Origin of the sequence: Endozoicomonas sp. ALC020 (assembly GCF_049275935.1) — a bacterium.
Lineage (GTDB): Bacteria > Pseudomonadota > Gammaproteobacteria > Pseudomonadales > Endozoicomonadaceae > Endozoicomonas_A.
On sequence record NZ_CP184830.1, the window covers coordinates 6754825 to 6779668 of the forward strand.

Sequence of the window (24844 nt, forward strand, 5' to 3'; positions counted from 1 at the left end):
CAGTCACTTCTCACGGTAATACAAGTACCCTGCTCTGAGGTAGTAGAATGACAAATGTCCGCCACAATGCATTAAGCCTTGCAGTGACCGTTGCGATCGGTTCTTCCATCATCAGTACACAGGCACTGGCCGACCGCAGGCTGCAGATAAAATCTTTCGATATTCATGACAGTGGACATGCGGAGTTTACCCATAGTGAAGTCATCGTTCAGCCAACTTTAGGTGATGACCAGCAGCCAATACCCAAATCCTTCACAACCATCTACCCTGATGAGGCTCATGACAGGGCAAGCTACCGCGTTCATTCAGCAGGCTTTACAGAAATTCTTTCTGATGTTGATGGTGGCGCTTCCAGTGTTGATGTATTTGAAACCGACGAGAGTAATGTTGCTCAGAGGTACACAAAAGTACTGAAGGCAGGTGATGAGGGAGTCTTCAGGTTCACCCATAACCTTGCAGAAAAGCAAATGGTCATTGAAGTCAGAAAAGGAATGACCGATCAGGATTCTATCAGGGCTGTTCGCGCCCGGCCTGAAGGCACTGAATCACAATCATTACAACAGTTGACGAAAGTTGCCTGTCCCGAACAACTGGCTGCAATACTGAACGGTGCGAATAAAAGAGCAGGCAACCTCGGCGAAGTTGATGACTACGTTGCCCTTGCCACCATTAAAGTAGACAAAGTTGAAGTGAACGGGCGCACCTTCATGCGTCTTATCGCAGCGAGCGATCAGCCTCCTGAACTGCAAAGTCTGGGTCAATCGCTCTTTATCAATGATGAGGCTCTTTTTGCAGCAGCCACCTCTGCCTATGCTCAGGTCCATATCCAGGGAGAGAGTTTAAAACAGGAGGCGCTGAATAAACTCTTATCACATCAGAAGCCCATCGGATATGTTGTCTACGTTGAGGATGATACACAAGCCCGTCCTGTACCTGATGGTTATCCGAGAATGGAAGTGACACAGGCTCCGGGGGAGACGATTGTTTTTCATGGTCAGATACAGAATCCAGCCGACAGCGCTTTTGTGGAAGGCCTTTATAGTCTCTATGCAGGCGGTGACGCCGATTACCCCAACCTTGAATTAACCATACCGGTAAAAAAAGATAAGCTAAAAAGCTACCAGTACATCATTCAAAGCAGGCAAATGGCACTATTGCAGGAGTTAGCCGAACAGCAGGATGCTGAACCTGACCAGGATAAAATGGTTATGCTTGCGTATTATGAATCTCTGCAGCAGGCATTGACCAGCTCCACTCCGGATCAGGCAGAGGAATTCGAATTCGTGATAGGACACATCCGGAGTGCTTTGTCGGTCGCCACACCAACCTGGGTGCATGAGCAACTCATAAAACACTTCAGCTTCAAACCCATAATCAGAAATCTTCTGACTAACGAGCTGTTTATTCAGAAGATTCAGAAAACGACAATCATTTTAAGCAGTATCAACGGGGCGCAGGGCGCTGCTCTTGGGGACAACGAACAGTTTGCTTCCAAGGTCAAGAGCGACATCATCACACAGCTCATTGAGGTGTATAGCAAACTGGACAAGCTGCAGAGAAAAGAATTCGAACTCATCCGGGTTATAAACCATTTACAGATCACATCGAATAAAGCTATCACCAGCGAAAAGGAAAAAAAACTCAGAGCACTTCAACTCAAACAAGAGGCTGAGGATGAACTTTCAAAGGCTCTTAAAGAGCTGTTCAGACTGCAAGACCAGTCACGGAAACTGCAACAGGAAGTCGATCGAATTCCGGCGCTAAAACAACAATTTCGTGACGCCAGAGAAGAAGCCAGAAAAGCTTACAACACTGAACTGGCAAAGGATCTGGGTATTGATCACTGGGATGATACCCGGCCACCAGAAGAACAGGTCAGACTCATCCGACAGAAAATTCATGAAATGAACAAAGCGGTTGTCGAAACAGGACGGCTCAGGGTTGCGACTGCACAGGCAAAGCTAGCGACTACTGAACGTCAGTTCGTTCTGGCTTCCGATGAAAAAGATAACCAGGAAGTCTCTCAACAGCTCAAGAAACTGGAGACTCTGATCGGCGAACATCGTCTTCAGCAGAATAAAGAGCGGGAAGTGGAGCTGCAAAAACACAAAAACTATGTGCGAAGAGTTAGGTATAACATCGCTCAAATGCCAATGCTTAAAAAAGAGGTTCTTGAATCCGTAGATGCAGCCAGAAGGGATCACAACGCTCAACTGGCAGAATACCTTGGCATTGATAACTGGGATAACACCAGACCAATGGAAGAACAGGTCAGACTCATCAGAGACAAACTTCTTGAAATCAACAGCCTGGATGCCGGAACAGAACAGCCTCCGGTAGAAGCTATAAAAGAAAAGCTGGCGGCCATTGAAAAAAAGCTCGATATCACTCCATACAATGAAAACGATCTGGATTTCCGCTTTCAGTCTATTCAACAGTACCTGTATCAAGAGCTGGAACGGGCTAATCAGATAAGACTGAACCAACTGACCCACTATGAAGAAGAATTTGGCCTGGTCGTACATAATAAAAACGACCTGGAAGCCCGTTGCAAGGCCGTTCAACAACACCTTAAGAGTCATGAAGCTCAGATTGCTCTGAAACAGTTTCAAAAACAAGACATCAGAATGGATGCTAAACAAGAAGCTGAAATCAGATCCATCTATGCAACCATTGCCACCTATTTAAACATCCGGGATTTTGACAGTCATGAAGACATTGGCGTTCAACAAGGACGCCTAATTCAAAAGCTCAGGGAAATAAGTACGCATCAAGAAAGTCTTCGTCAACAACTCAAGGCAATGAGTCGTCAGATCGATATGGAAGATTCTTACACCAGGGCCAGAAAAGAAGCTCTGGCATTGGTTCTTGGTATTGACCTGAGCGAAAACCCCGGTCCTGATAACCGCGCCAGACTGGAATCAACGGTATATGACAAACTGTTCGAGCTTTCAAAGCTGGAACAGGAACTGGAAGACATCAGAACACCGGGCCACCCCATGACCGGGCCTGTAGTATTTGTGAAACTGACCAACGTGGAAAAAGCTCTGAAGATGGCTACCTGTCCTGGAGAGCACGATGAGTATCTCCGTCGCCAGCACATTTCCACGCACATGCAGAAATACATCACACAAGCCAGACAACGTTCAGAGGAAGAGGCCCTGAAAATACTGAAAACCCTGGAAGGATTACTGAAACTCGAAATCAATGAAGAGGACGACAAAGCAGCAAGACTTGACAGGGTCCTCACAAGACTTGACAGGGTTACTATACAGCGTGATGGCGAGGATATCTCGGAATACCTGCTCAATGAGATGGATAAGTTCCTCTGGAAAGATGAAAGTGCATCTCTGGAGACCCCAGAGGGGAGTGATATCAGACGCGACAGAATCCGTGCCCGTCTTGCCCTGATAGTCGAAGAATCGGATCAGCGAGCCAGGGAAAAACAGGCAGAATATCTTTTAGCTGTAGAACACGAGATGAATATTGACCCTCATAAAAACCCTGCAGCCATGGAAAAGCGCAAAGCTTTCATAGCTAAACTGGCCAGTGATCTGCAGGTTAGGTTTGAAGACGATGTCAGCCTTTCTGACCGGCAGCATACTCTGGGAGACATAATTCAGGAATTACGGGTTAAAGAAGCAGGCGAAATTTATGAAGATGAAGATCACAGGAGAGCGTGGAACAATAAAATTGCTCATCAACTCAACGTTGAAGATTATAAAGACGACGCCACTTTAGACGTCCAAAGCCGTCTGATTAAAGCAAAACTCGAACAGCTGGATGAAGAAGTTTTCAAAGTGCCTCAGCCTGACGTTGCTGAGCGTATTGCAGCCATTGAGAATGCGCTTGACAGGCAAATGGCTCGGCTGGGACCCAAACCCCGATACGTTCTTGATCGTGAGCTAGCCATAGCCAGGCAGGCGGTAAAAGACGCTGAAGGTGAGCTGGAGATGACTAATCACAACCTGGATGCTATCCGTCACAAACAACCGTTATTTTTGCGCACAACTGACAATACCCCTGTTGCCATGGAAGAACACGAAAAGGTTTTCAATCAGGCAATAAAAAAAATTCAGATCAGGTTTGGTCTTACCACAGATGATGAGCAAACCCCTGAAGAGCGATTAGACGACATCAGACATTTCCTGCGCCGGAACTCTGCAGTAACAGAGGATGAAGCCCTTGAGAAACTGAGAGCTGCCACAAAAACTCTCAGCACCGCGAACATTGATTCTATGGAAGAAGCTCTTGATGAAATGGGAGCTGCCACGAAAGCTTTCCGGATCGCGACGTTTAGTGACCTCAATTTACTGGAAGCATCGGATTACTTTACTCGCATTGCAATCTATGCAATCACTCGTGGTCGTTACGAAACCGATAAAGTCGAGGGTGAACTGCCTTTAACCAGGAAAAAGTACAATCTGGTCACAAGATTTCTGCGTGAGCACGACAGAAAAAGTTTGGAACTGAGCAATGCAGTGGTCCAAGAGGACATTGCACAAATTAATCTGTATGTCAGAGAAGAGGAGATTCTTGAATCTGGAGAGATCGATGAAAAGACTAAAACCTTACATGAGCACGAAATAGCTCGGCTGAATTCAGAGCTTATGGATAAAAAAGCAGCTTTATCGGAAGCAGCAGACGCTCTCGGCATTCATCACCAATCGATTCTTGACGCCACTGAAGATGCCCTGGGTCTCAAACCAGAACCTGCTGATACCGATAAACAACGGGTTAACGCCCTGAGAAACCATAAGCTACTACTGGGCGGGGAAGATGGGACTGGCGGCAAGATCCGGCAACTGCTTCAGGAACAGGCTCGTCTGGAAGCTGAGGTTGAAACCAGACAAGCAAACCTTGAGAGAAGGAAGGAAGCCCTGCAGACAGCCCGGAAAGCCGTCGAAATGGACGATGGTCCCTTCCAGTACACGCCGATACAGGCGGAGGTTCGGGCCGCAATCGAAGACTTCGTGCAGCAGCACTCTCTCAAGAAACAAGCTCTTGAAGCGGCACTGGGTCTGGCACAATCAGCAGTAGAAAACGGTAAGGAAATACCCTGCCTTCCCCATTTCGATTTTGACGATGAATTTGCACCGATTCGCCTGCAGGCAATGGTTGGAGACGAACTGACGTCTGCTCAGGCCAGTCGGATTGTAGAAATCTTCAAAAACCTGAAAGCGAACTTCCCGCCCCTCCGGCCTGAAGAATATGACCCTATGACTGTCGTGGAAGAACTCCATTTTCTGGTGCTCATAGCCAGAGATGGGATGAAAACCGGTGCACAACAATACGACAACGAAATTCACACCATGGGCAAAACAGCCATTCACTTCGTCGAGCATCAACCAGGGGACCTGAAAAGCTTCTCGGATTACTTCGCTGCCCACTCTGCCAGTGGTAACAAGATCATAGCTCTGCTGCGTGAAGGTTTGATCAGCCAGGTTGAACTTGAGAACTACATGAAGGCCGTCAGAGGTGTCAATGGTTATCAGACAGTGGCTGAATTTGAACACTTCCTTGGCTACAAAAACGGTGTCAATCCTGACCTCAAAGCCCTTGTCCGGATGCTGTCCGACAAGGGTGCCGAGGAATTCATAAAGAGTGCTTTTACTCCTGTGACCGTCACCGCAACTGGCCCGGCAGGTATGAAAGAGTCGGTTGCCGGCATGAAAGAGTACTCAGCTGCGGTCGTCGCCAACTATGTTCTTGACGATATTGCCTTTGACAATGGCCGCAGGACGGCAGCGTTTCTGGCCAATATTAACGAAACCCTGACACCTTATGCCAATGTTGCCGGACTATCCGAATCAGAACTGATCAGGGCTATCCATGACACATTGATGCAGGCTCATGCCGCTATGGTTGAGCAGCAGCTACAGGATTACTGGCTGAAACCTTCCGCCTTTCTGGTACAAGCTGTCACCTGGTACTACTCCAGTTACAAACCTCTTCTGGTCGCTCATACCCACTGGCAGGCTGCCAAACTGTCCCTTGCAAACATGTCATTCCTCTATCTTCTGGATCTGACCAACAGAGGTGATTACCTGCATAGAATGCTCACACCTTTCCAGCACTGGTTGGAACGCTACGCTGTTGATCTTGACCGAACCGGCCAATATGCCTACCACAGCGGCATTGAACAAATCTCTGAAGTGGGCGGACTGGCCATGCCACTGGGCAAAGCCGCCTCATCGGTCATTCTGTTAAGAACCGGCTCTGCGCTGTTTGCCAGACAGTACAATGCCAACCCACAGAGCTATCGCAGCCTTTCCCGTCTGATGCCCGAAATAGTGAAATCCATGGGTTCCCGCCAGGGGGTTCAGGTTCCGTTGCTGCACAGGGTGACGCCACAAAAAGTAAAAACGCTGGCCTCAGCCACAGCCGGTCTCGTATTGGGTCCGGTAGCCACAGCCGGATCATACGCCCATGGCCTTTTATCCGGGTTTACTTACGCTCAAACTTTCGGATTCGCTCTGGCGTCGAGTCTCACTTTCGACTTCTTTATGAATGACAACAAGATGCTCACTCAATGGCTGGGTGGACCTCTGGGCCGCAGCCTGGACAAAATTAGTCGCTGGATAGGCATGGGTGAAACGGACGGTGAATATGTGAAACGTACTGCTGTTGCTTTGCCTCAACGCTTGACCGAAACCGATGAAGCCTATGCGAACCGTATTAAAGCAGACGACACGATGTATGGCTGGACCCGACACGAAAATTACCTGCAGTTTCGTGAACGCCGGGATCGCACCATGAAGCTGTTCGAGAATAGCTGGGAGAAATACTTCAGGGAAAATGTGCCTAAATGGTCATTTTCCCACGCAGATAGTATTCCTTACTCTTATACCCTGGGTGCCCTTTTCGAGTCAGGGGCTGCAGCGCCTGAGCCCCCTTCCACAGCCGTGAAAACAGCATCAGCTGGTCTCAAGGTCAGGAAATGACACCTTCATAGCCAACCAAAAGAAATCAGCACAAAGAAATACAGACTGGATTGTTTCGGATCAAACTATCGAGTAAACCCTGTCAGAAAGTATGGAGGTATTCCTTCCCTGAAAAAACCAATCAATTCTACCAAGCAGCTTACCAGATTTGCCACTGTGAACTAGATTCTCTCAACGGCTTATCGAAACAGCGATGAGCGACTGACCATAAGCGATTAGAAAAGGTTTCCCCGCTCCGGGTGTGCGTCACCTTTCACGGCGATAAAAGTACTCAGCTCTGAGGTAGTAGAATGGCAAATACTCGCCCCAATGCATTAAGCTTTGCAGTGGCCGTTGCAATCAGCTCTTCCATCATGGCCACAGACGCAATGGCCGAGCGCAAACTGCAGACAAAATCCGCTGATATTCTGAACAAAGGACATACAGAGTATACCCGGAGCGAAGTCATAGTTAAGCAAACTTTGGACAATGACCAGCAGCCAATACCCAAATCCTGCACAACCACCTACCCTGATCAGACTCAGGTCAGAGCAGACTACGAACTGCCTTCTGAAGGCTTCACAGACACTCTGTCTGGCATTGGCGGCGCTTCCAGTGTTGATCTTTTTGAAACAGACGAGAAGGACGTTGCTCAGAAATACACCAAAGTTCTCAAGATAGGTAATGAGGGGATATTCAGGTTCACCCATAACCTGGCAGAAAAGGCACTGGTCATTGAAGTCAGAAACGGAATGACCGATCAGGATTCAATTGCAGCAGTTCGAAATCAATTAGGCGACCTCCAGTCATTAGAACCCTTAACGAAAGTTGCCAGCCCCGAACAACTGACCAGAGTGCTGAAAGGTGCACACGAAAGAGCGGGACAACTTGGCGAAATGGATAACTATGTTGCCCTTGCCACTATTGAAGTAGATGAAGTGAATGTGAAAGGGCGTACTTTCATGCGTCTTATCGCTGCCAACGATCAGCCTCCTGATTTAGTGCGCCTGGGTCAATCGCTCTTTGTCAATGATGAAGTGCTTTTCGCAGCAGCTACCTCTGCCTATACCCAGGTTCATGTAATGGAGGAAGATTTACAACAGGAAGCCCTGAACGATCTATTGCACTGTCATCAACCCGTTGGCTATGTTGTCCACGTCGAGGATGATGCACAAGCTTATCCTGTGCCTGTAGGCTACCCAAGACTGGAAGTGACTGAGACTCCGGGAGAAGTTATTGTTTTCCGTGGTCAGAAGCAAAACCCGGCCGATGTCGCTTTTGTGGAGGGGCTCTATAACATGTGGGCGGAAGAGGCCCGTAATCCCCCCTCTGCAGCAAAAACACAAATCAAAAAAGATAAGGTCAAAGGCTACCAGCACACCATCCGAAGCAGGCAGATGGCACTGCTGGAGAATTTGGCTGTAGAGCTACATACTGAAGAAGATAGCCAAGCGACGCTTCAATACGAAGAGGATCTGTGGACACTGATACACTATGAATATCTTGAGCAGGCATTGACCAGTGCAACTTCAGATGGAGCAGATGAATTTGAACTCACAGTAGAACAGATCGAAGACGCTTTCCCGGTCCTCACATCGACCTGGGTGCTTAATCGGCTCGAAAAACGCTTCAGCTTCAAACCTGCACTTAGAAATCTTCTGACTAACCCACTCTTTATTCAGACTATTCAGGAAGAGATAGTGGATGACAGTTATCTTAATCAGCTGCAGGACGATACTCTTGAGGTCATAGAAAAGCTTACTTCCAAACCCATAAGCGACATATCCAGACAGATGAATGAGATGGATGATAAGCAGGTATTCTTGCTAATAAAAGAACTCAGTCTCAGGCATCTTAGAAAAGAGATAAATCTCGAAACGCAGAAAGACACTATCAGTGAAAGAGGGAGACTCAGAGCAGATCAACTCAAACAACAAATTAACAAGGAGCTTATACAACTTCGTCAGGAGCGGGCACAAGAGAAAGAATTGATGCAGAAGCTTGAACAGGAAGTCGAATGTAATCCAGAGCAGTCAATAAAAACTCATGGCGCCAGAATAAGAGCCAGAATAGCTCGCAGTGCTCAAATGGCAAAAGAACTTGGTATCGATAACTGGGATGATACCAAGCCAAACGAAGAACAACTCAGGATCATTGCAAAAGAAATTGGTAAAATCAATCGATTGGTTGTCGCAATATTTACCGCAACAGGTCAGTCTGATGACAAAACTGTAAAAGCAAAACCGGCGGTCACTGAACGTGAGCGAGGTGTTGATTCGGTCAAAGAATTCAGTCTGGGTTACCTTCAGTACATTCAACAGCTGCTGCGACAAAACAGAGAAGTCACCGATGAACAAGTCCGGAAAAGACAAGCTATCGTTGAAAGTAAACAACAGAGCACCACTGCGAAACTTCAGCGGGAAGCACAGAAAAGCTGGTTACAGAAAGACTGGTTACAGAAACTTCAGCAGGAAGCAGGACAAGTTCCATCTCTGGCACAACAAGTCCATGATGCCAGAACAGGTGCCACAAAGGTTCGCAATGCTCAAATGGCAGCAGAGCTTGGTATTGACAACTGGGATGATGCCCAGCCAGTCGAAGAACAAGCCAGACTCATCAGAAATAAAATTGCTGAACTCAAGCAATGGGTAGCAGCAACAGAGCAGCCTGATAAAGAAGCTGCAAACGTAAAACCGACGGCCATTACAGGCAAGCGAGATATTATTTCCGTTAATGAAGACGATCCGGTTATCCTTCAGTCCATTCAACAACACCTGCAACAAAAAGAAGAACGAACCGACCGGGAATTCCAGAATAGTCTGAGCGACATTGAACGTCGGCTCGGTCTGGTCCCGGATAGTGAAAAGACCCTGGAATTTCGTTGCCGGGCTGTTCGTGAACACATCAGGATGCAGGACGCTCAGACCGAAATAGAGCTGGCAAAACGGAAAAAATCGATACGGAGCCTTCAGAAGGAGATTGAACGAGCTCAAGTTGAGAGAAAAGAAGAACGAACCGATCAGGAAATCCAGGATAGTCTGAGTGGCATTGAACGTCAGCTCGGTCTGGTCCCGGATAGTGAAAAGACCCTGAAATTTCGTTGCCGGGCTGTTCGTGAACACATCAGGATGCAGGACGCTCGGACCGAATTAGAGCTGAAAAAACGGGAAAACTCGATACTGCGCCTTGAGATTGAGATTGAACGAGCTCAAATTGTGAGAAAAGAAGTTCGTGAAGTCATAGCCGCCGCCAGACAGGATTACAACACTCGAATGACAGCGGTGCCTGGTATTGTCGCAACAGGACAGCCCGAAGAAGAAGCTTTCAAAGAAAAACTTGCGGCCATAGAAAAAGCCCTGGAGTTGGATCACCTGGATCGCGAGGACGATGTCTATTACCGCCGTAACGCCATTTCTGAAGAAATTCACACATACATTGCAGAAGCCGGGAAGAATGCAGAGAAGGAGGCTCTTGAAATACTGGAAACAGTAGAAGAAATATTCAAACTCGAAGTCAACCAGGATGATCACAAAACAACGAGGCTTGAGAGGGTTCGCAGAAAGCTAAAAAGCGGTGATGTCTCAGAATCCATGCTGAATGAGATAGACGCTGTTATCTGGAAAATTGAAAGCTCACTTGGATACCAAATCGCAAAAAAAATTCAGATACTTCAAAAATTTATTACCTTTCATGTCGAAACCCCGGATGTCGATTGGCAGGTCACAAAGCAACAGAGAAAGATGCTTGAAGCTGTAGAAGACGAGCTGAACATCGACACCAGTGAAAACCCTTCTGCGAAAGAAAGAGGCAAGGGTTTTGCCGCTGAACTGGCATTGGATCTGGAAGTAGAATTTGAAAAAGGCGCCAGTCTGAATGACCAGAAGTATGCTCTGAGTAACAAAATTCAAGCATTAAGGGAAAAAGTAAACGACCATTATGACACTGAAGAGCTCACCAGAGATGCAAACAATGAAATGGCTCGGCAACTTAACATTGAGGGCTATAAGAACGATGCCCCTTTGGAGGATCAGATCAGTCTTATTGAAAAAACACTTCAGGAGCTGGATGAAGAAGTTGACATAGTGGGTCGGCCTAAAATTTATGACCGTATCGCAGCCATTGAAAATGAACTTGACAGGCAAATGGCTTGCCTGGGTAAAACCCAATACGTTCCTGATCATGGCTTAGCCACAGCCAGACGAGTAGTAAAAGAAACTGAAAGTGAGCTGGCAGATGTTCATCACAAACTCAATACCCTTCCTGACAATGAAGACGACACGGCTCTCTATCAGGTAATGAACGGTGACATTGATGAGAAGAGTAAAACCTTATATGAGTACGAAATAGCCCGTCAGGCAGGTGAGATTGAATCCGGAAAAGCAGATATTGAGGGAATGGAGGAAGCGCTGAAGGCCGACGAGAAAGCCGCCGAAAATGATGGCTGTCCCTTCCGGTACAGTCCCTTCCAGTACACGCCAGGTCAGGCAGAAGCTCTGGAAGCTCTCCACAAATTCAGTCGGCAGCACCCTCTCAAAAAACAAGCGCTGGAAGCCGCATTGAGTCTGGAACAATCAGCATTAGCAAGAGGTAAGCCAATCCCCTGCCTGTCGGGTTTCATGTTGTACGATGAATTTGCACCGATTCGCTTGTACGCAATGTTCGGATACGATCTGAATCAGGCTCGTCGTATTGCGGAAGTCTTCAAGAGTCTGAAGACAACCTCGTTGGAATACCCTCACGATTCTTTGTTCGCAAATCAACTTCAACTTCTGAATACCCTGAAAGAAATTCAGACTCTGACGCAGAAGGTCACCAATGAGATGGGAAAAGGGTCCCAACAATACGACGACGTAATTCACGCCTTAGGCTCAACGGTTACTCACTTCGTTGAGCATTCAGCAGAGGACCAGAAAAGCATCTCGGAGTACTTCTCAACCGACACCGCCAGTGGCAAAAAGATGATAAGTCTGCTGCGTGAAGGACTGATCAGCAAGATTGAATTAGAGAATTATATCAAAGCCGCCAGAGGTGTTGATGGTTATCAGACAGTGGCTGAATTTGAACATTTCCTTGGTTATAAACACGGCGTTGAAGCAAGAGAATTCCGGAAGACTATCCGGATGCTGCCCGACAAGGATGCTGAAGAACTTATACAAAGTGTCTTTACTCCTGTGGTTGTGGCTGCAACGGGCCCGACAGGTATAAAAGAGTCAGTTGCCGGCGTAACAGATTACACTGCAGCTGTTATCGCCAACTATGTTCTTGACGATATTGCTTTTGAAAATGGCCGAAAGACGGCAGCATTCCTGACCTATGTTCAGGATACCCTGACACCTTATGCCAATGCTGCCGACCTGTCTGAATCAGACCTGATCAAGGTTGTCCATGACACATTGATGCAGGCTCATGCCGCTGCGGTTGAGCAGCAGCTAAAGGATTACTGGATCAAACCTTCAGCCTCCCTGGCGCAGGTTGTCACATGGTACTACTCCAGCTATAAACCCTTACTGGTTGCCAATACTGCCTGGCAGGCTGTCGGGCTGTCACTCTCAAACATGTCGTACCTTTATCTTCTGGATCTGACCAACAGGGGAGATTACCTGCACCGGATGCTGACACCTTTTCAAAACTGGATAGAAGGCTACGGTATTGATCCTGACCGGACCGGCCAATCTGCCTACCACAATGGAATTGAACAAATCTCTGAAGTAGGCGGACTGGCCATGCCATTGGGCAAGGCCGCTTCCTCAGTCATTCTGCTGAGAACCAGCTCCATGCTGTTTGCCAGACAGTACAACGCCAATCCTCATAGCTATCGCAGCATTAACCGCCTGGTGCCTGAAATGCTGAAATCCATGGATTCCGGAGGGATACAGGTACCACTGCTGCACCGGGTAACACCACAAAAAGTGAAAACTCTGGCCTCTGCCATCGCCGGTCTGGTGTTGGGTCCGGTAGCCACTGTCGGATCATACGCCCACGGCCTTGTATCTGGATTTACCTATGCCCAGACATTCGGATTCGCTCTGGCAACCAGTCTCACTTACGACTTTTTTATGAACGACAACAAGATGCTCACCCAATGGCTGGCTGGCCCCCTGGGACGTAGTCTTGACAAAATTAATCGCTGGCAGGGCGTGGGTGAAACAGACGATGAATATGTGAAACGGACCGCTGTCGTTTCACCTCAGGGCTTCAGTGAATCCGATGAAGAGTACGCAACTCGTGTTAAAGCAAGCAACAATATGTTGGGCTGGACGCGACACGAAAATTATCTGCAATTCCGTGAACGCCGTGATCGCACCATGAAGATGTTCGAGAACAGCTGGGAGAAATACTTCAGGGAATATGTGCCTAAATGGTCATTCTCCCATGCAGAAAGTTTTCCTTACTTCTACACTCTTGGAGCCTTGTACGAATGGCAACGGGGCGATAATCAGAAGTTGGCACCGGATGCAACCTTTTCTTCTCAGCCCACAAAGACCTCAAAGAGCCTGAAGCAAATCAAGGCAATTGACATCCATTAGCGACTGAGAGCAATGAGCGTTTGTAACTTGCTCCCTCGCCTGGTGTGGCAATCATTTTTCGCGCTAATAAAAAGTACTCACCTCTGAGGTAGCAGAATGACAAATGCTCATCACAATGCGTTAAGCCTTGCAGTGGCCGTTGCAATCAGCTCGTCTCTCGTTGGTCCACAGGTACTGGCCGATCGCAGGCTCCTGACAAAATCTGTCGATGTTACGGGTAATGGTCATGTGGAGTTTACCCAGAGTGAGGTTATTGTTCTGCCAACTATAGGTCATGACGAACAGCCAATACCCAAATCTTTTACCACCATCTACCCTTATCAGCCTCAGGAAAGTGAAGACTATGTCCATCCCTGCTTAAGCTTAACAACAGTTCTTTCTGGCATTGGTAGTGGCGTCTATAGTGTTGATCAGTTTGAAACAGACGAGAATAATGTTGCTCAGAAATACACCAAAGTCCTGGAGGTAGGTGATGAAGGAGTCTTCAGGTTCACCCATAACCTTGAAGAAAAGAAGCTGGTCATTGAAGTCAGAGCCGGAATGACCGATCAGGATTCAGTCAGGGCTGTTCGTAATCAATTGGGCGGTCTCCGATCATTAGAACCGTTAACGAAAATCGCCAGCCCCATACAGCTGGCTTTTTTACTGGAAGGTGCCGACGACAGAGAAGGAAGCCTCGGCACCAGTGATCACTATGTTGCCCTTGCCACCATCGAAGTAGAAAAAGTTGAAGTAAATGGGCGTACCTTCATGGGTCTTATCGCTTCGAGCGACCGCCCCCCTGAACTGCAAAGTATGGGTCAATCACTCTTTGTCAACGACGATGTTCTCCTGACAGCAGCCGCTTCTGCCTATATCCAGGTTCATATCCTGGGAGAGAACTTACAACAGCAGGCTCTTAATGAACTATTAGCACACAACAAACCCGTCGGCTATGTTGTACACGTCGAGGAAGACACACAGGCTTATCCTGTGCCTGAAAATTATCCAATACTGGAAGTGACTGAGGCCACGGGAGACACTATTGTTTTCCGTGGTCAGAAGCAGAACCCGGCCGATGTCACTTTTGTGAAAGCTCTCTCTGACATCTGGAAGAGAGAATTTAATAACAATGCCCCCCCTCCTGAAGCAACAGCGCAGGTTAAAAAAGACAGGATCGAAAGCTACCGGTACATCATTCGGAGCAAGCAGATGGCTCTCCTTGAGGAGCTGGCTGCACAGCACAATTACGGACCTGACAATGCCGGACAAACGACGTTTGAATACGATGGTAAGCTGTCGATGCTTGCCTACTATGAATATCTTCAGCAGGCTTTGACCTCTGCTACTTTGGACGGAGCAGATGAATTTGAATTGACAATACCCCACCTCAGATTCGCTTCGTCGTTTATCACGCCAACCTGGATCCATCTTCAACTCGCAGAATACTTCGGCTTCAAACCCGTACTTAGAAATCTCCTGACTAACCGGCATTTTGTTCAGAATCTTCACCAGGTTATACCCATTGTCACCAAAACGTTTAGCGATACTTTTAGCAAAGACAAAAGCTTTACTTCCAAAGTCGTTGCTGACCTTACCGGGAAGCTGCTTGAGATAGAAAGCCTGCGGGAAAAGCTACAGCATAAAGAGGCCGGACTCACCGGGATAAGCAGATCATCAGATCGCGCAACCGCAGCTGCGATCAAAGCCCGCTATGCAACCATTGCCTCATATTTAAACATTCAGGATTTTGATAGCAATGATGATATCAATAATCAGGAAAAACATTTGCTTCAGAAAATTAAGGCATTGGATGATCAAAAAAAACAACTGATTCGTGAACAGGAAAGTCTTTTTCAGAAGCCTCAGACGGTGGATGTTGAACTTAATACAGAGAATGCTCACGCCAGGGCCAAAAAAGGTGCTCTGGCAGCAGTTCTTGGTATTGAGCCAGGTGACGGCAGCATACCAGAAGACGATGTCCTGGAAAAAATGGTATACACCAGGCTCTTCAGGCTTGCAGAGCTGGAAGAAGAACTGGCTGACATCAAAACACCCGGCCACCCCAAAATCAGGCCTGAAGTAATTAAGACTCTGAATGCCGTACTAAAAGTTCTGCGGCAAAGTCAGAATAATCGGAACGAAGACCTGTACCAACAACGCTGGTACATTTCTGATAACATGCGGGCATTCATCAGAGACGCCAGAGAGTATGCAGAGTTTGTAGCATATAGGATACTGGAAGACGTAGAAGCAGAACTCAGTATCAACCTCAATGGAGAGGATAACAAAACAACAAGACTCACCCGGATTCTTAAAATACTTAACAACGCTGATCTTTCAGATAACACACTGGCTGAGATACTGGATGAGTTAGATGGCACCCTCTGGGCCTATGAAAGCAGGGCTCTGGATTGGGATGATCTCATACGCATCAAGCTGCATGCTTACCTTCATCATAAATTCGAAGACTCCGACCCGGATAACCCGACCGGAAAACAACAGATCAATCTGCTGAAAGAAGTAGAAGCAATACTCCGCATCCCATGGGAAGAAGAGAAAGACCTGGCAGCAAGACTGGCCTGGGTTCGTGAAGTACTTGACAAAGACTTGACCTCTGAATACACGATGGAAGAAATAGATGAAGCCCTCTGGCAAAAAGACAGCGAAGCTCTCAACGAGAGGGAGCTCGTACTCAAAAAGCTTAGTGCGATTCTTACCTATAAAACCAAAGATTCGTGCCTGGATAAGCAAGCCAGAGATCAACAGGCAAGTATGCTTGATGCTATAGAGTTCAAGCTGAGTATCAATCCTCATGAAAACCTTGCTGCCAAAGAAAGAGGCAAGGCTTTCACTACTAAACTGGCCAGTGATCTGAAGGTGGCATTTGCAGAGGATGACAACCTGCCTGCTCGGAAGGATGCTCTGAGAGGCAAAATTCAGGCATTAATGGATGAGCTACATGAAGCCTGCGACGATGAAGCTGTCAGAAGAGCCAGAAACAATGAAGTGGCTCATCAACTCAACATTGAGGATTATAAAGAAGATGCCACTATCGACGACCAGAACAGTCTGATTGAAACAACACTCCAACAGCTCGATGAAGAAGTTTTCAATGCCGATCAGCCCGACATTAATGAGCGCATTGCAGACATCGAAAATGAACTTGACAGGCAAATGGCTCGCCTGGGTCCAAAACCCCGATTCGCTCTTGATCGTGAGCTAGCCAATGTCAGACGAGCACTGAAAGAAGATGAAAGTGAGCTGACGGGTCTTTATAAGCAACTGAATATGCTTCGTGGCAAACCTGTGGCATTTGCGGGGAACCGTGCTGACCTCCAGCATACCTCGGAGGATGACAACAGGGTCCTCAATCAGGCGATTAAGGGTCTGGACGAAAGCGATATCACCGAGGGAACACAGGGTGAACTGCCTCTGGCAAGGAAAAATTATAATCATGTCACAGAATTCCTGCGTGAGCATGACAGGAAAAGTAAAGATGTAGCCAATGTAAAACAAGACCCGGAGCATGAGGCGCTTCTTGAAGCCGCTGAAGAAGCCATGGGTCTGACACCAGACTCCACTGACACCTGTCAAGACCGGGTTGATGCCCTGAGAAACAGGCAGCTAAAACTGGGCGGGAATGATGGTACTGGCGGCAAGATTGGGCAACTGGTTCAGGAAAGAGACCATCTGGAAGCTCAGATTGAAACCAGGAAAGCTGAGATTGAGTCAATGAAGAAAGCCCTGAAGACGGCAGAGACAGCCGTCGAAAATGACGGCGGTCCCTTCCAGTTCACGCCGGAACAGGCAAGTGTACGGACCGCCATAGACGACTTCACGCAGCATAACGCTCTCAAACAACAAGCTCTGGAAGCCGCGCTGGGTTTGGCAGAACTGGCAGTGGAGAGCGATAATGAAATCCCCTGGATTTCGACTTTCGATTTTGACGATGAACTGGCACCCGTCCATTTGCGGATGCTGGTTGGTGACAATCTGTCTTTTAATCAGGCCAGTCGGATTGTAGAAGTCTTCAAGAGCCTGAAGACGAGCTTCCCGGACCCCCCTTTCTGGTCTGAAGAAGATCGGCCTCTGAATATCGTGGAACAAATCCACGCACTTGTTTACGTGGTCAGGAATCAGTTGGGAAAAGGGGCCCAGGAATACGACGACGAAGTGCTCGGCATGGGCCAAAGAGCCATTCACTATGTCGAGCACATACCAGGTGACCTGAAAGACTTTTCGCAATACCTGGCTGCCCATTCCGCCAATTGTAACAAGGTCATAACTCTGCTGCGTGAAGGTTTGATCAGCAAGGTTGAACTTGAAAACTACGTAAAGGCCGTCAGAAGTATTGATATGGAGGCCGGCAGAGGTTTCGAAGGTTTTCAGAGAGTGGCTGAGTTTGAATTCTTCCTTTACTACAGACACCGTGTCAATTTGCCTCTGTTCAACAGCATTGTCCATATGCTGTCCGACAAGGGTGCAGAGGAATTCATGCAAAGCGTCTTGACCCCTGTGACCGTGACCAGGACTGCCCCGACGGGCATTAAAGAATCTGTTGACGGCATGAAAGAGTATGCCGCTGCTGTCATCGCCAACTATGTTCTTGACGATATTGCCTTTGACAATGGCCGCAGAACGGCAGCCTTTCTGACCAATGTTCAGGATACCCTGACTCCTTATGCCAATGCTGCCGGACTCTCTGAAACCGAATTGATCAAGGCTATCCATGGCACATTGAAGGAGGCTCATGCCGCAGCGGTTGAGTATCAGCTCAACAAGTACTGGGGCAAACCTTCAGCCTTTCTGGTACAGGCCGTCACCTGGTACTACTCCAGCTTCAAACCTCTGCTGGTGACCCATACCACAGTGCAGGCTGCCGAGCAGTCTCTCTTGAACATGTCATTCCTCTATCTTCTGGATCTGACCAACCGGGGTGATTATCTGCACCGGATGCTCATACCTTTCCAGCACTGGCTGGAACGCGTCGGTGTTGATTCTGACCGAACCGTGCAATATGCCTACCACAGCGGAATTGAAAAAGTTTCTGAAGTGGGCGGGCTGGCCATGCCATTGGGTAAGGCCGCTTCTTCAGTCATTCTGCTGAGAACCGGCTCCATGCTCTTTGCCAGACAGTACAACGCTAACCCGCAAATGTATCGCAGCATTTCCCGTCTGTTGCCAGAAATGGTCAAATCCATGAGTTCCGGACAAAGGATTCAGTTGCCGCAGCTGCACAGGGTGACACCACAAGCAGTGAAAACTCTGGCCTCAACAGCCGGCCTGGTGCTCGGCCCGGCAGCCACCTTGGGAATGCAAGCCCACGGCCTTTTATCCAGGTTTACCCATGCCCAAACATTCGAAATAATCAAATCCATGATTACCGAACCAGGGATTCAGGTGCCGCTGCTGCCCAGGGTGACACCACAAAAAGTGAAAACTCTGGCCTCTGCCACAGCGGGACTGGTGCTGGGCCCGGTAGCCACGGTCGGAGCATACGCCTATGGCCTTATATCCGGATTCACTTATGGCCAGACCTTCGGATTCGCTCTGGCGTCGAGTCTCACTTTCGACTTTTTTATGAACGACAACAAAATCCTCACTCAATGGCTGGGTGGCCCTCTGGGTCGAAGTCTTGACAGGATTAATCGCTGGCTGAGCGTGGGTGAAACGGACGATGAATATATAAAAAGGTCGGCTATTGCCTCACCTCAGCGCTTCAATGAAAACGATGAAGCCTACGCAAAACGAGTTAAAGCAAACAACGCCCTGTATGGCTGGACTCGACACGAAAACTATCTGCAGTTCCGTGAACGCCGGGATCGCACCATGAAACTATTCGAGAATGGCTGGGAGAAATACTTCAGAGAAAATGTACCTAAATGGTCGTTTTCCCATGCAGAAAGTATTCCTTACTCCTACACTCTGGGAGCCTTCTATGAGTTGCGACAGGGCGATGATCCAAAAATTCAGGGTCATGATAAGAGCAATGCCCCCCAATCAAAATCTCTATCTGTAACCATGAGCCACTGAAGGCTATGGGTCATTAAAAGCTGCTTCCCTGTCCGGCGTAGCCATCACTTTTTCAGGGTAATAAAGTACTCTGCTCTGAGGTAGTAGAATGACAAGAGTCCGCCCCAATGCCTTGAGCCTGACAGTGGCCGCTGCAATCAGCTCTTCCATCTCTGTCACGGACGCACTGGCCGATCGCAGGCTGCAGATAAAATCTATCGATATTCCGGGCAATGAACAGGTGGAGTTCGTCCAGAGCGAGGTCATCGTTAAGCCAACTTTAGGTCATGACCAGCAGCCATTACCCAAATCCTTTACAACCACCTACCCTGATCAGACTCAGATCAGAAGGGGCTATAAGGTTCCTTCCGAAGGCTTCACAGATGTTCTCTCAGGTATCAGCGGTGGCGTTTCCAGCGTTGACCTGTTTACAACAGACAACAACAACGCTGCTCAGAAATACACCAAAGTCCTGAAGGTCGGTGATGAAGGGGTCTTCAGGTTCACCCATAACCTTGCAGAAGAGAAACTGGTCATTGAGGTAAGGGAGGGAATGACTCATCAGGATTCAATTACGGCTGTTCGTGCTCAATCAGATGACCTCCCATCATTGGAACCGTTAACAAAAATCGCCAGCCCCTCACACCTGGCCGGAGTGCTCAAGGGTGCGTACGAAAGAGCAGGCAACCTTGGCGAGGCTGATCACTATGTTGACCTGGTCACCATTGATGTGGACGAATTTGAAGTGAACGGGCGCACCTTCATGCGTCTTATCGCTGCAGGCGATCAACCTCCGGAACTGCAGCGCCTGGGGCAGTCGATCTTTGTCAATGATGAGGTTCTTTTAGCTGCAGCCACCTCTGCCTATATCCAGGTTCATATTCTTGGGGAACATTTACAGCAGGATATTCTGGAGGATTTGCTGTCATACCAGCAGCCCGTCGGCTATGTTGTCCACGCTGAGGACAACACACAGGTATACTCTGTGCCTGAGGGTTATCTGAAACTGGAGGTGACTGAAGCTACGGCGGACAGGATTGTTTTCCGTGGTCAGAAGCAAAATCCGGCCGATGTCGCTTTTGTGGAATGTCTCTATAACCTCTTTGAACAATCTGACGCTAATGACAATGACAAGATTGCACGGGTTAAAAAAGACAAGGTCAAAAGCTACCAGTACGTCATTCGAAGTACGCAGATGGCGCTGCTGGAGGAGTTTGCTGACAATTTAGCTGTACAACAGGATGCTGAAGTGGACCAGGATAAACTTGCGATACTTGCATACTATGAATCTATACAGCAGGTATTAACCATTGTTAGTCAGGATGCAACCGATGAATTCGAATTGACAGCAGGACAGATCGTAGTCACGACATCGGTCATCACGCCGGGCTGGATGCTGGTTCAACTCGAAAAAATCTTCAGCTTTAAACCCCTACTCAGAGACCTCCTGAACAGTCGGCATTTTTTTATCAATGTTCAAAGAGGTACAGACATTCTCAACGAACTGCTGATGAGGGGCTTTGCCCTTGTCGAAGACACAAACTTAGTTAAAAAAGTCATTGCTAACATGGTCCGTAAGGACCTTGAGTTGGACAACACGCAGGCAGAGCTGCAGGCAAAAATCAAAGCCCACTATGCAACCATTGCCGCACATTTAAACATTCAGAATTTTGATAGCAATGCAGATGTTGATGCTCAGCAAGAAAGCCTGCTTGAAGAAATCAATACATTGAATGCTCAAAAGCAACGCCTGCTTCAGGAAGTTCAGACAATGCACGATCAAGAGTTTGCTGAGGATTCTTACACCAGGGTCAAAACCAGCGCTCTCACTACGGTCCTTGGCACTGAGCTGAGCGAATACAGCCCACCAGGCACACCCGATGACACTGCCCTGGAAGCAATGTTATATACCAAACACTTCAGGCTCAAGGCACTGGAAGAAGCACTGGAAGACATCAGAACACCAGGCCACCCCAAAGCCTGGCCTGAAGTACTTGAGAAGCTGAGTGCCTTAGAAAAAGTCCTTCACCGGGGTGACCCTGATCAAGACGACGATGTGTATCTCCGTCGCCAGGACATTTCTAAAGGCATACAGGAATACATCAGAAATACCAGACGGCTGGCTGAGAAAAGGGCCCGGGACATACTGGAAGTCGTAGAAAAAGAACTCAACCTCAAAGTCAGCGAAGAGGATGACAAAGCAACAAGACTCAACAGAGTTTTTATAATACTTAACAGTGATCTTCTCTCAGATGAGATACTGGATGAGATAGAGAATGGGATAAGTGACATCTCGTGGGCCTGGGGGGGGTGGGTCTATAAAGAGAATGACAAAGCAGCAAGACTTGCCCGGGTTTATACAACACTTGACGGCGATGATAGCTATGAAAATACCCTGGATCAGATACATCAAACCCTCTGTAAAGAAGACAGCACAATTCTGGACGAGAGCAGTCTCAAACTCACCAAGATTCGTGCGATTCTCAACTATAAAATCGACGATTCGTACCTGGATATGCAAATCAGAAAACAACAGACAGGTTTGCTTGGAGCTATAGAGAACGAGCTGAGCATCTACCCTGATGACAACGATGCGGCTAAAGAAAGAGGCAAGGCTTTCACTGTTAAACTGGCCAAAGAGCTTGATGTCGCCTTTGATCAGGATGACGACCTGTCTGATCAGAAGGCTACCCTGAGAACCAAAATTCAGGAATTAATCGAAAAAGTAGCGGCACTCTATGATGATGAAGCTGCCAGAAGAGCCTGGAACAATGAAATAGCTCATCAACTCAACATCCGGGATTATAAAGAAGACGCCACTATCGACGACCAGAACCGTCTGATTGGAAAAAAACTCCAAAAGCTGGATAAAGAAGTTTTCAATGTCGGTCAGCCTGACGCTAATGAGCGTATTGCAGCCATCGAGAATGAGCTTGACCGGCAAATGGCTCGCCTGGGGCCCAGGCCCCGATACGTTCTTGATCGTGAGGTGGCTCAGGCCAGACAGGCAATACAAAAAGCTGAAAGTGAGCTCAAGACTGCTAATCAAAGACTGAATGCTATTAGTAACAAACAAGTGGCAGCGGATCTTGATGCCACTGAAGAAGCTGAGGGGCTTACACCTGACTCTACTCAGACCTGTGAAGACCGGATTAATGCCCTGAGAAACAGACAGGTACAACTGGGCGGACATGATGGAACTGGCGGCAAGATCCAGCAACTGAATCGGGAAAGGGTCCAACTGACAGCTGAGATAGCAAACAGGAAAGTCGACATTGAAAGAATGAAGGAAGTCCTGAAGACTGCAGAGAAAGCCGTCGAAAATGACGGCGGCCCCTTCCAGTACACGCCGAAGCAGGTAAAACTTCTGAGCGATATGCAAAACTACATGAAACATCACTCTGTCAATAAACAAGCTCTGGAAGCTGCAATAGGTCTGACAGAATTAGCCCTGGAAAACGGTAAGGCAAGCCCCTCGCTTGTGGATTTCGATTTTGACAATGAATTTGCACCGATTCGCCTGAGGGCAATGGTCGGAGACGGCCTGACGTTTGCCCGGGCCAGTCGGATAGTGAAAGTCTTCAAGAGCCTGATGACGAACTGCGCGCACCTGTCTCCCGGGCGAATAAAATTAATGCCTATGATTGCCCTGGCAGAAGTTCAGCTGCTGGTGAACTGGGTCAGGGGTGAGCTGCAAACCGGGGCTCAACAATACGACGAAGCCATTCACAGCATGGGCAAAACAGCCATTCACTTCGTCGAGTATGAGACAGAGGACCTGAAAAGCTTCTCGGAATACTTCGCCAGCCATTCTGCCACTGGTAACAAGATCATAACTCTGCTGCGTGAAGGATTGATCAGCAAGGTTGAACTTGAGAACTACATGAAGGCCGTCAGAGACGTCGATGGTCATCAGACAGTGGCTGACTTTGAACACTTTCTTGGCTACAAACACGGGGTCAATGTGCCTGACTTCAAAGCCGATGTCCGGATGCTGTCCGAGAAGGGTGTTGAGGAATTCATGCAAAGTGCCTTTACGCCTGTGACCGTCACCGCGTCTGGCCCGACAGCCATGAAAGAATCTGTTGACGGCATGAAAGAGTACGCTGCCGCTGTCATCGCCAACTATGTTCTTGACGATATTGCCTTTGACAATGGCCACAGGACGGCAGCCTTCCTGACCCATCTCCAGGATACCCTGACGCCTTATGCCAATGCTGTCGGCCTGTCTGAATCAGACCTGATCAAGGCTATCCATAACACATTAATGCAGGCTCATATCGCAGCGGTTGAGCAGCAGCTCAATGATCACTGGGTCAAACCTTCAGCCTTCCTGGTACAGGCTGTCACCTGGTACTACTCCAGTTACAAACCCCTGCTGGCGACCCACAGCGCCTGGCAGGCTGCCGATCTGTCCCTGTCAAACATGGCGTTTCTCTATCTTCTGGATCTGACCAACCGGGGTGATTACCTGCACAGAATACTCACACCTTTCCGGCACTGGCTGGAAAACTGCGGTGATGATCCTGACAGAACCGGGCAATATACCTACCACACTGGCATTGAACAAATCTCTGAAGTGGGCGGGCTGACCATGCCATTGGGCAAGGCCGCTTCTGCAGTCATTCTACTCAGAACCGGCTCCATGTTGTTTGCCAGACAGTACCACGCCAATCCTCAGATGTATCGCAGCATTTCCCGCCTGGTGCCCGAAATAGTGAAATCCATGGGTTCCGGGCAGGGGGTTCAGGTACCGCTGCTGCACAGGGTAACACCACAAAAAGTGAAAACTCTGGCCTCGGCCACAGCCGGTCTGGTGCTGGGTCCGGTAGCCACTGTCGGAGCATACGCTCATGGTCTTATATCAGGGTTTACCTACGCTCAAACCTTCGGATTCGCTCTGGCATCCAGCCTCACTTTCGACTTTTTCATGAACGACAACAAACTGCTTACTCAGTGGTTGGGTGGGCCTCTGGGTCGCAGTCTTGACAAGATTAATCGCTGGATTGGTGTGGGTGAAACGCAAGATGAATATGTGAAACGTACAACTGTTGCCACACCTCAACGCTTCAGTGAAAACGATGAAGACTACTCAAGCCGTGTTAAAGCAAACAACACGATGTATGGCTGGACTCGACACGAACATTATCTGCAGTTCCGTGAACGCCGGGATCGCACTATGAAACTGTTTGAGAATGGCTGGGAGAAATACTTCAGGGAAAATGTACCGAAATGGTCGTTTTCCCACGCAAAAAGTATTCCTTACTCCTACACTCTGGGTGCCTTTTATAAGTTGCAACAGGGCGATAATCAGAAAGTTCACGGTCCTGATAAGAGCAATGCCCCTCAATCAGGATTTCAATCTGCAACCATGACCCACTGACAGCCATAAGTAATTAA

The 24844-nt window shown here is 48.1% G+C and carries 4 protein-coding genes; all 4 read left to right on the top strand.

Annotated features, from left to right (window positions below; all coding sequences use genetic code 11):
* Nucleotides 1-47 precede the first annotated feature (47 nt).
* The 4 genes from ACOJUO_RS25115 (at nt 48) to ACOJUO_RS25130 (ending at nt 24827) form a co-directional block, all read left to right on the top strand.
* Nucleotides 48-6944, top strand: coding sequence for a hypothetical protein (locus ACOJUO_RS25115; RefSeq protein WP_422138534.1), 6897 nt, complete (start codon nt 48-50; stop codon nt 6942-6944).
* A gap of 290 nt (nt 6945-7234) precedes the next feature.
* Nucleotides 7235-13450, top strand: coding sequence for a hypothetical protein (locus tag ACOJUO_RS25120; RefSeq protein ID WP_422138535.1), 6216 nt, complete (start codon nt 7235-7237; stop codon nt 13448-13450).
* 96 nt (nt 13451-13546) lie between these two features.
* A complete protein-coding gene (locus ACOJUO_RS25125) occupies nt 13547-19465 on the top strand; it encodes a hypothetical protein (RefSeq protein ID WP_422138536.1) in 5919 nt (1972 codons plus the stop codon).
* Between the two features lie 88 nt (nt 19466-19553).
* Nucleotides 19554-24827 carry a hypothetical protein gene (locus ACOJUO_RS25130; RefSeq protein ID WP_422138537.1) on the top strand — a complete coding sequence of 1758 codons (5274 nt, stop codon included), beginning with the start codon at nt 19554-19556 and terminating at the stop codon, nt 24825-24827.
* Nucleotides 24828-24844: the final 17 nt, after the last annotated feature.

What these genes read in the sequence shown, in the direction of transcription:
- ACOJUO_RS25115 (WP_422138534.1), top strand. Translation starts at nt 48, where the DNA reads ATGACAAATGTCCGCCACAATGCATTAAGCCTTGCAGTGACCGTTGCG.
- ACOJUO_RS25120 (WP_422138535.1), top strand. Translation starts at nt 7,235, where the DNA reads ATGGCAAATACTCGCCCCAATGCATTAAGCTTTGCAGTGGCCGTTGCA.
- ACOJUO_RS25125 (WP_422138536.1), top strand. Translation starts at nt 13,547, where the DNA reads ATGACAAATGCTCATCACAATGCGTTAAGCCTTGCAGTGGCCGTTGCA.
- ACOJUO_RS25130 (WP_422138537.1), top strand. Translation starts at nt 19,554, where the DNA reads ATGACAAGAGTCCGCCCCAATGCCTTGAGCCTGACAGTGGCCGCTGCA.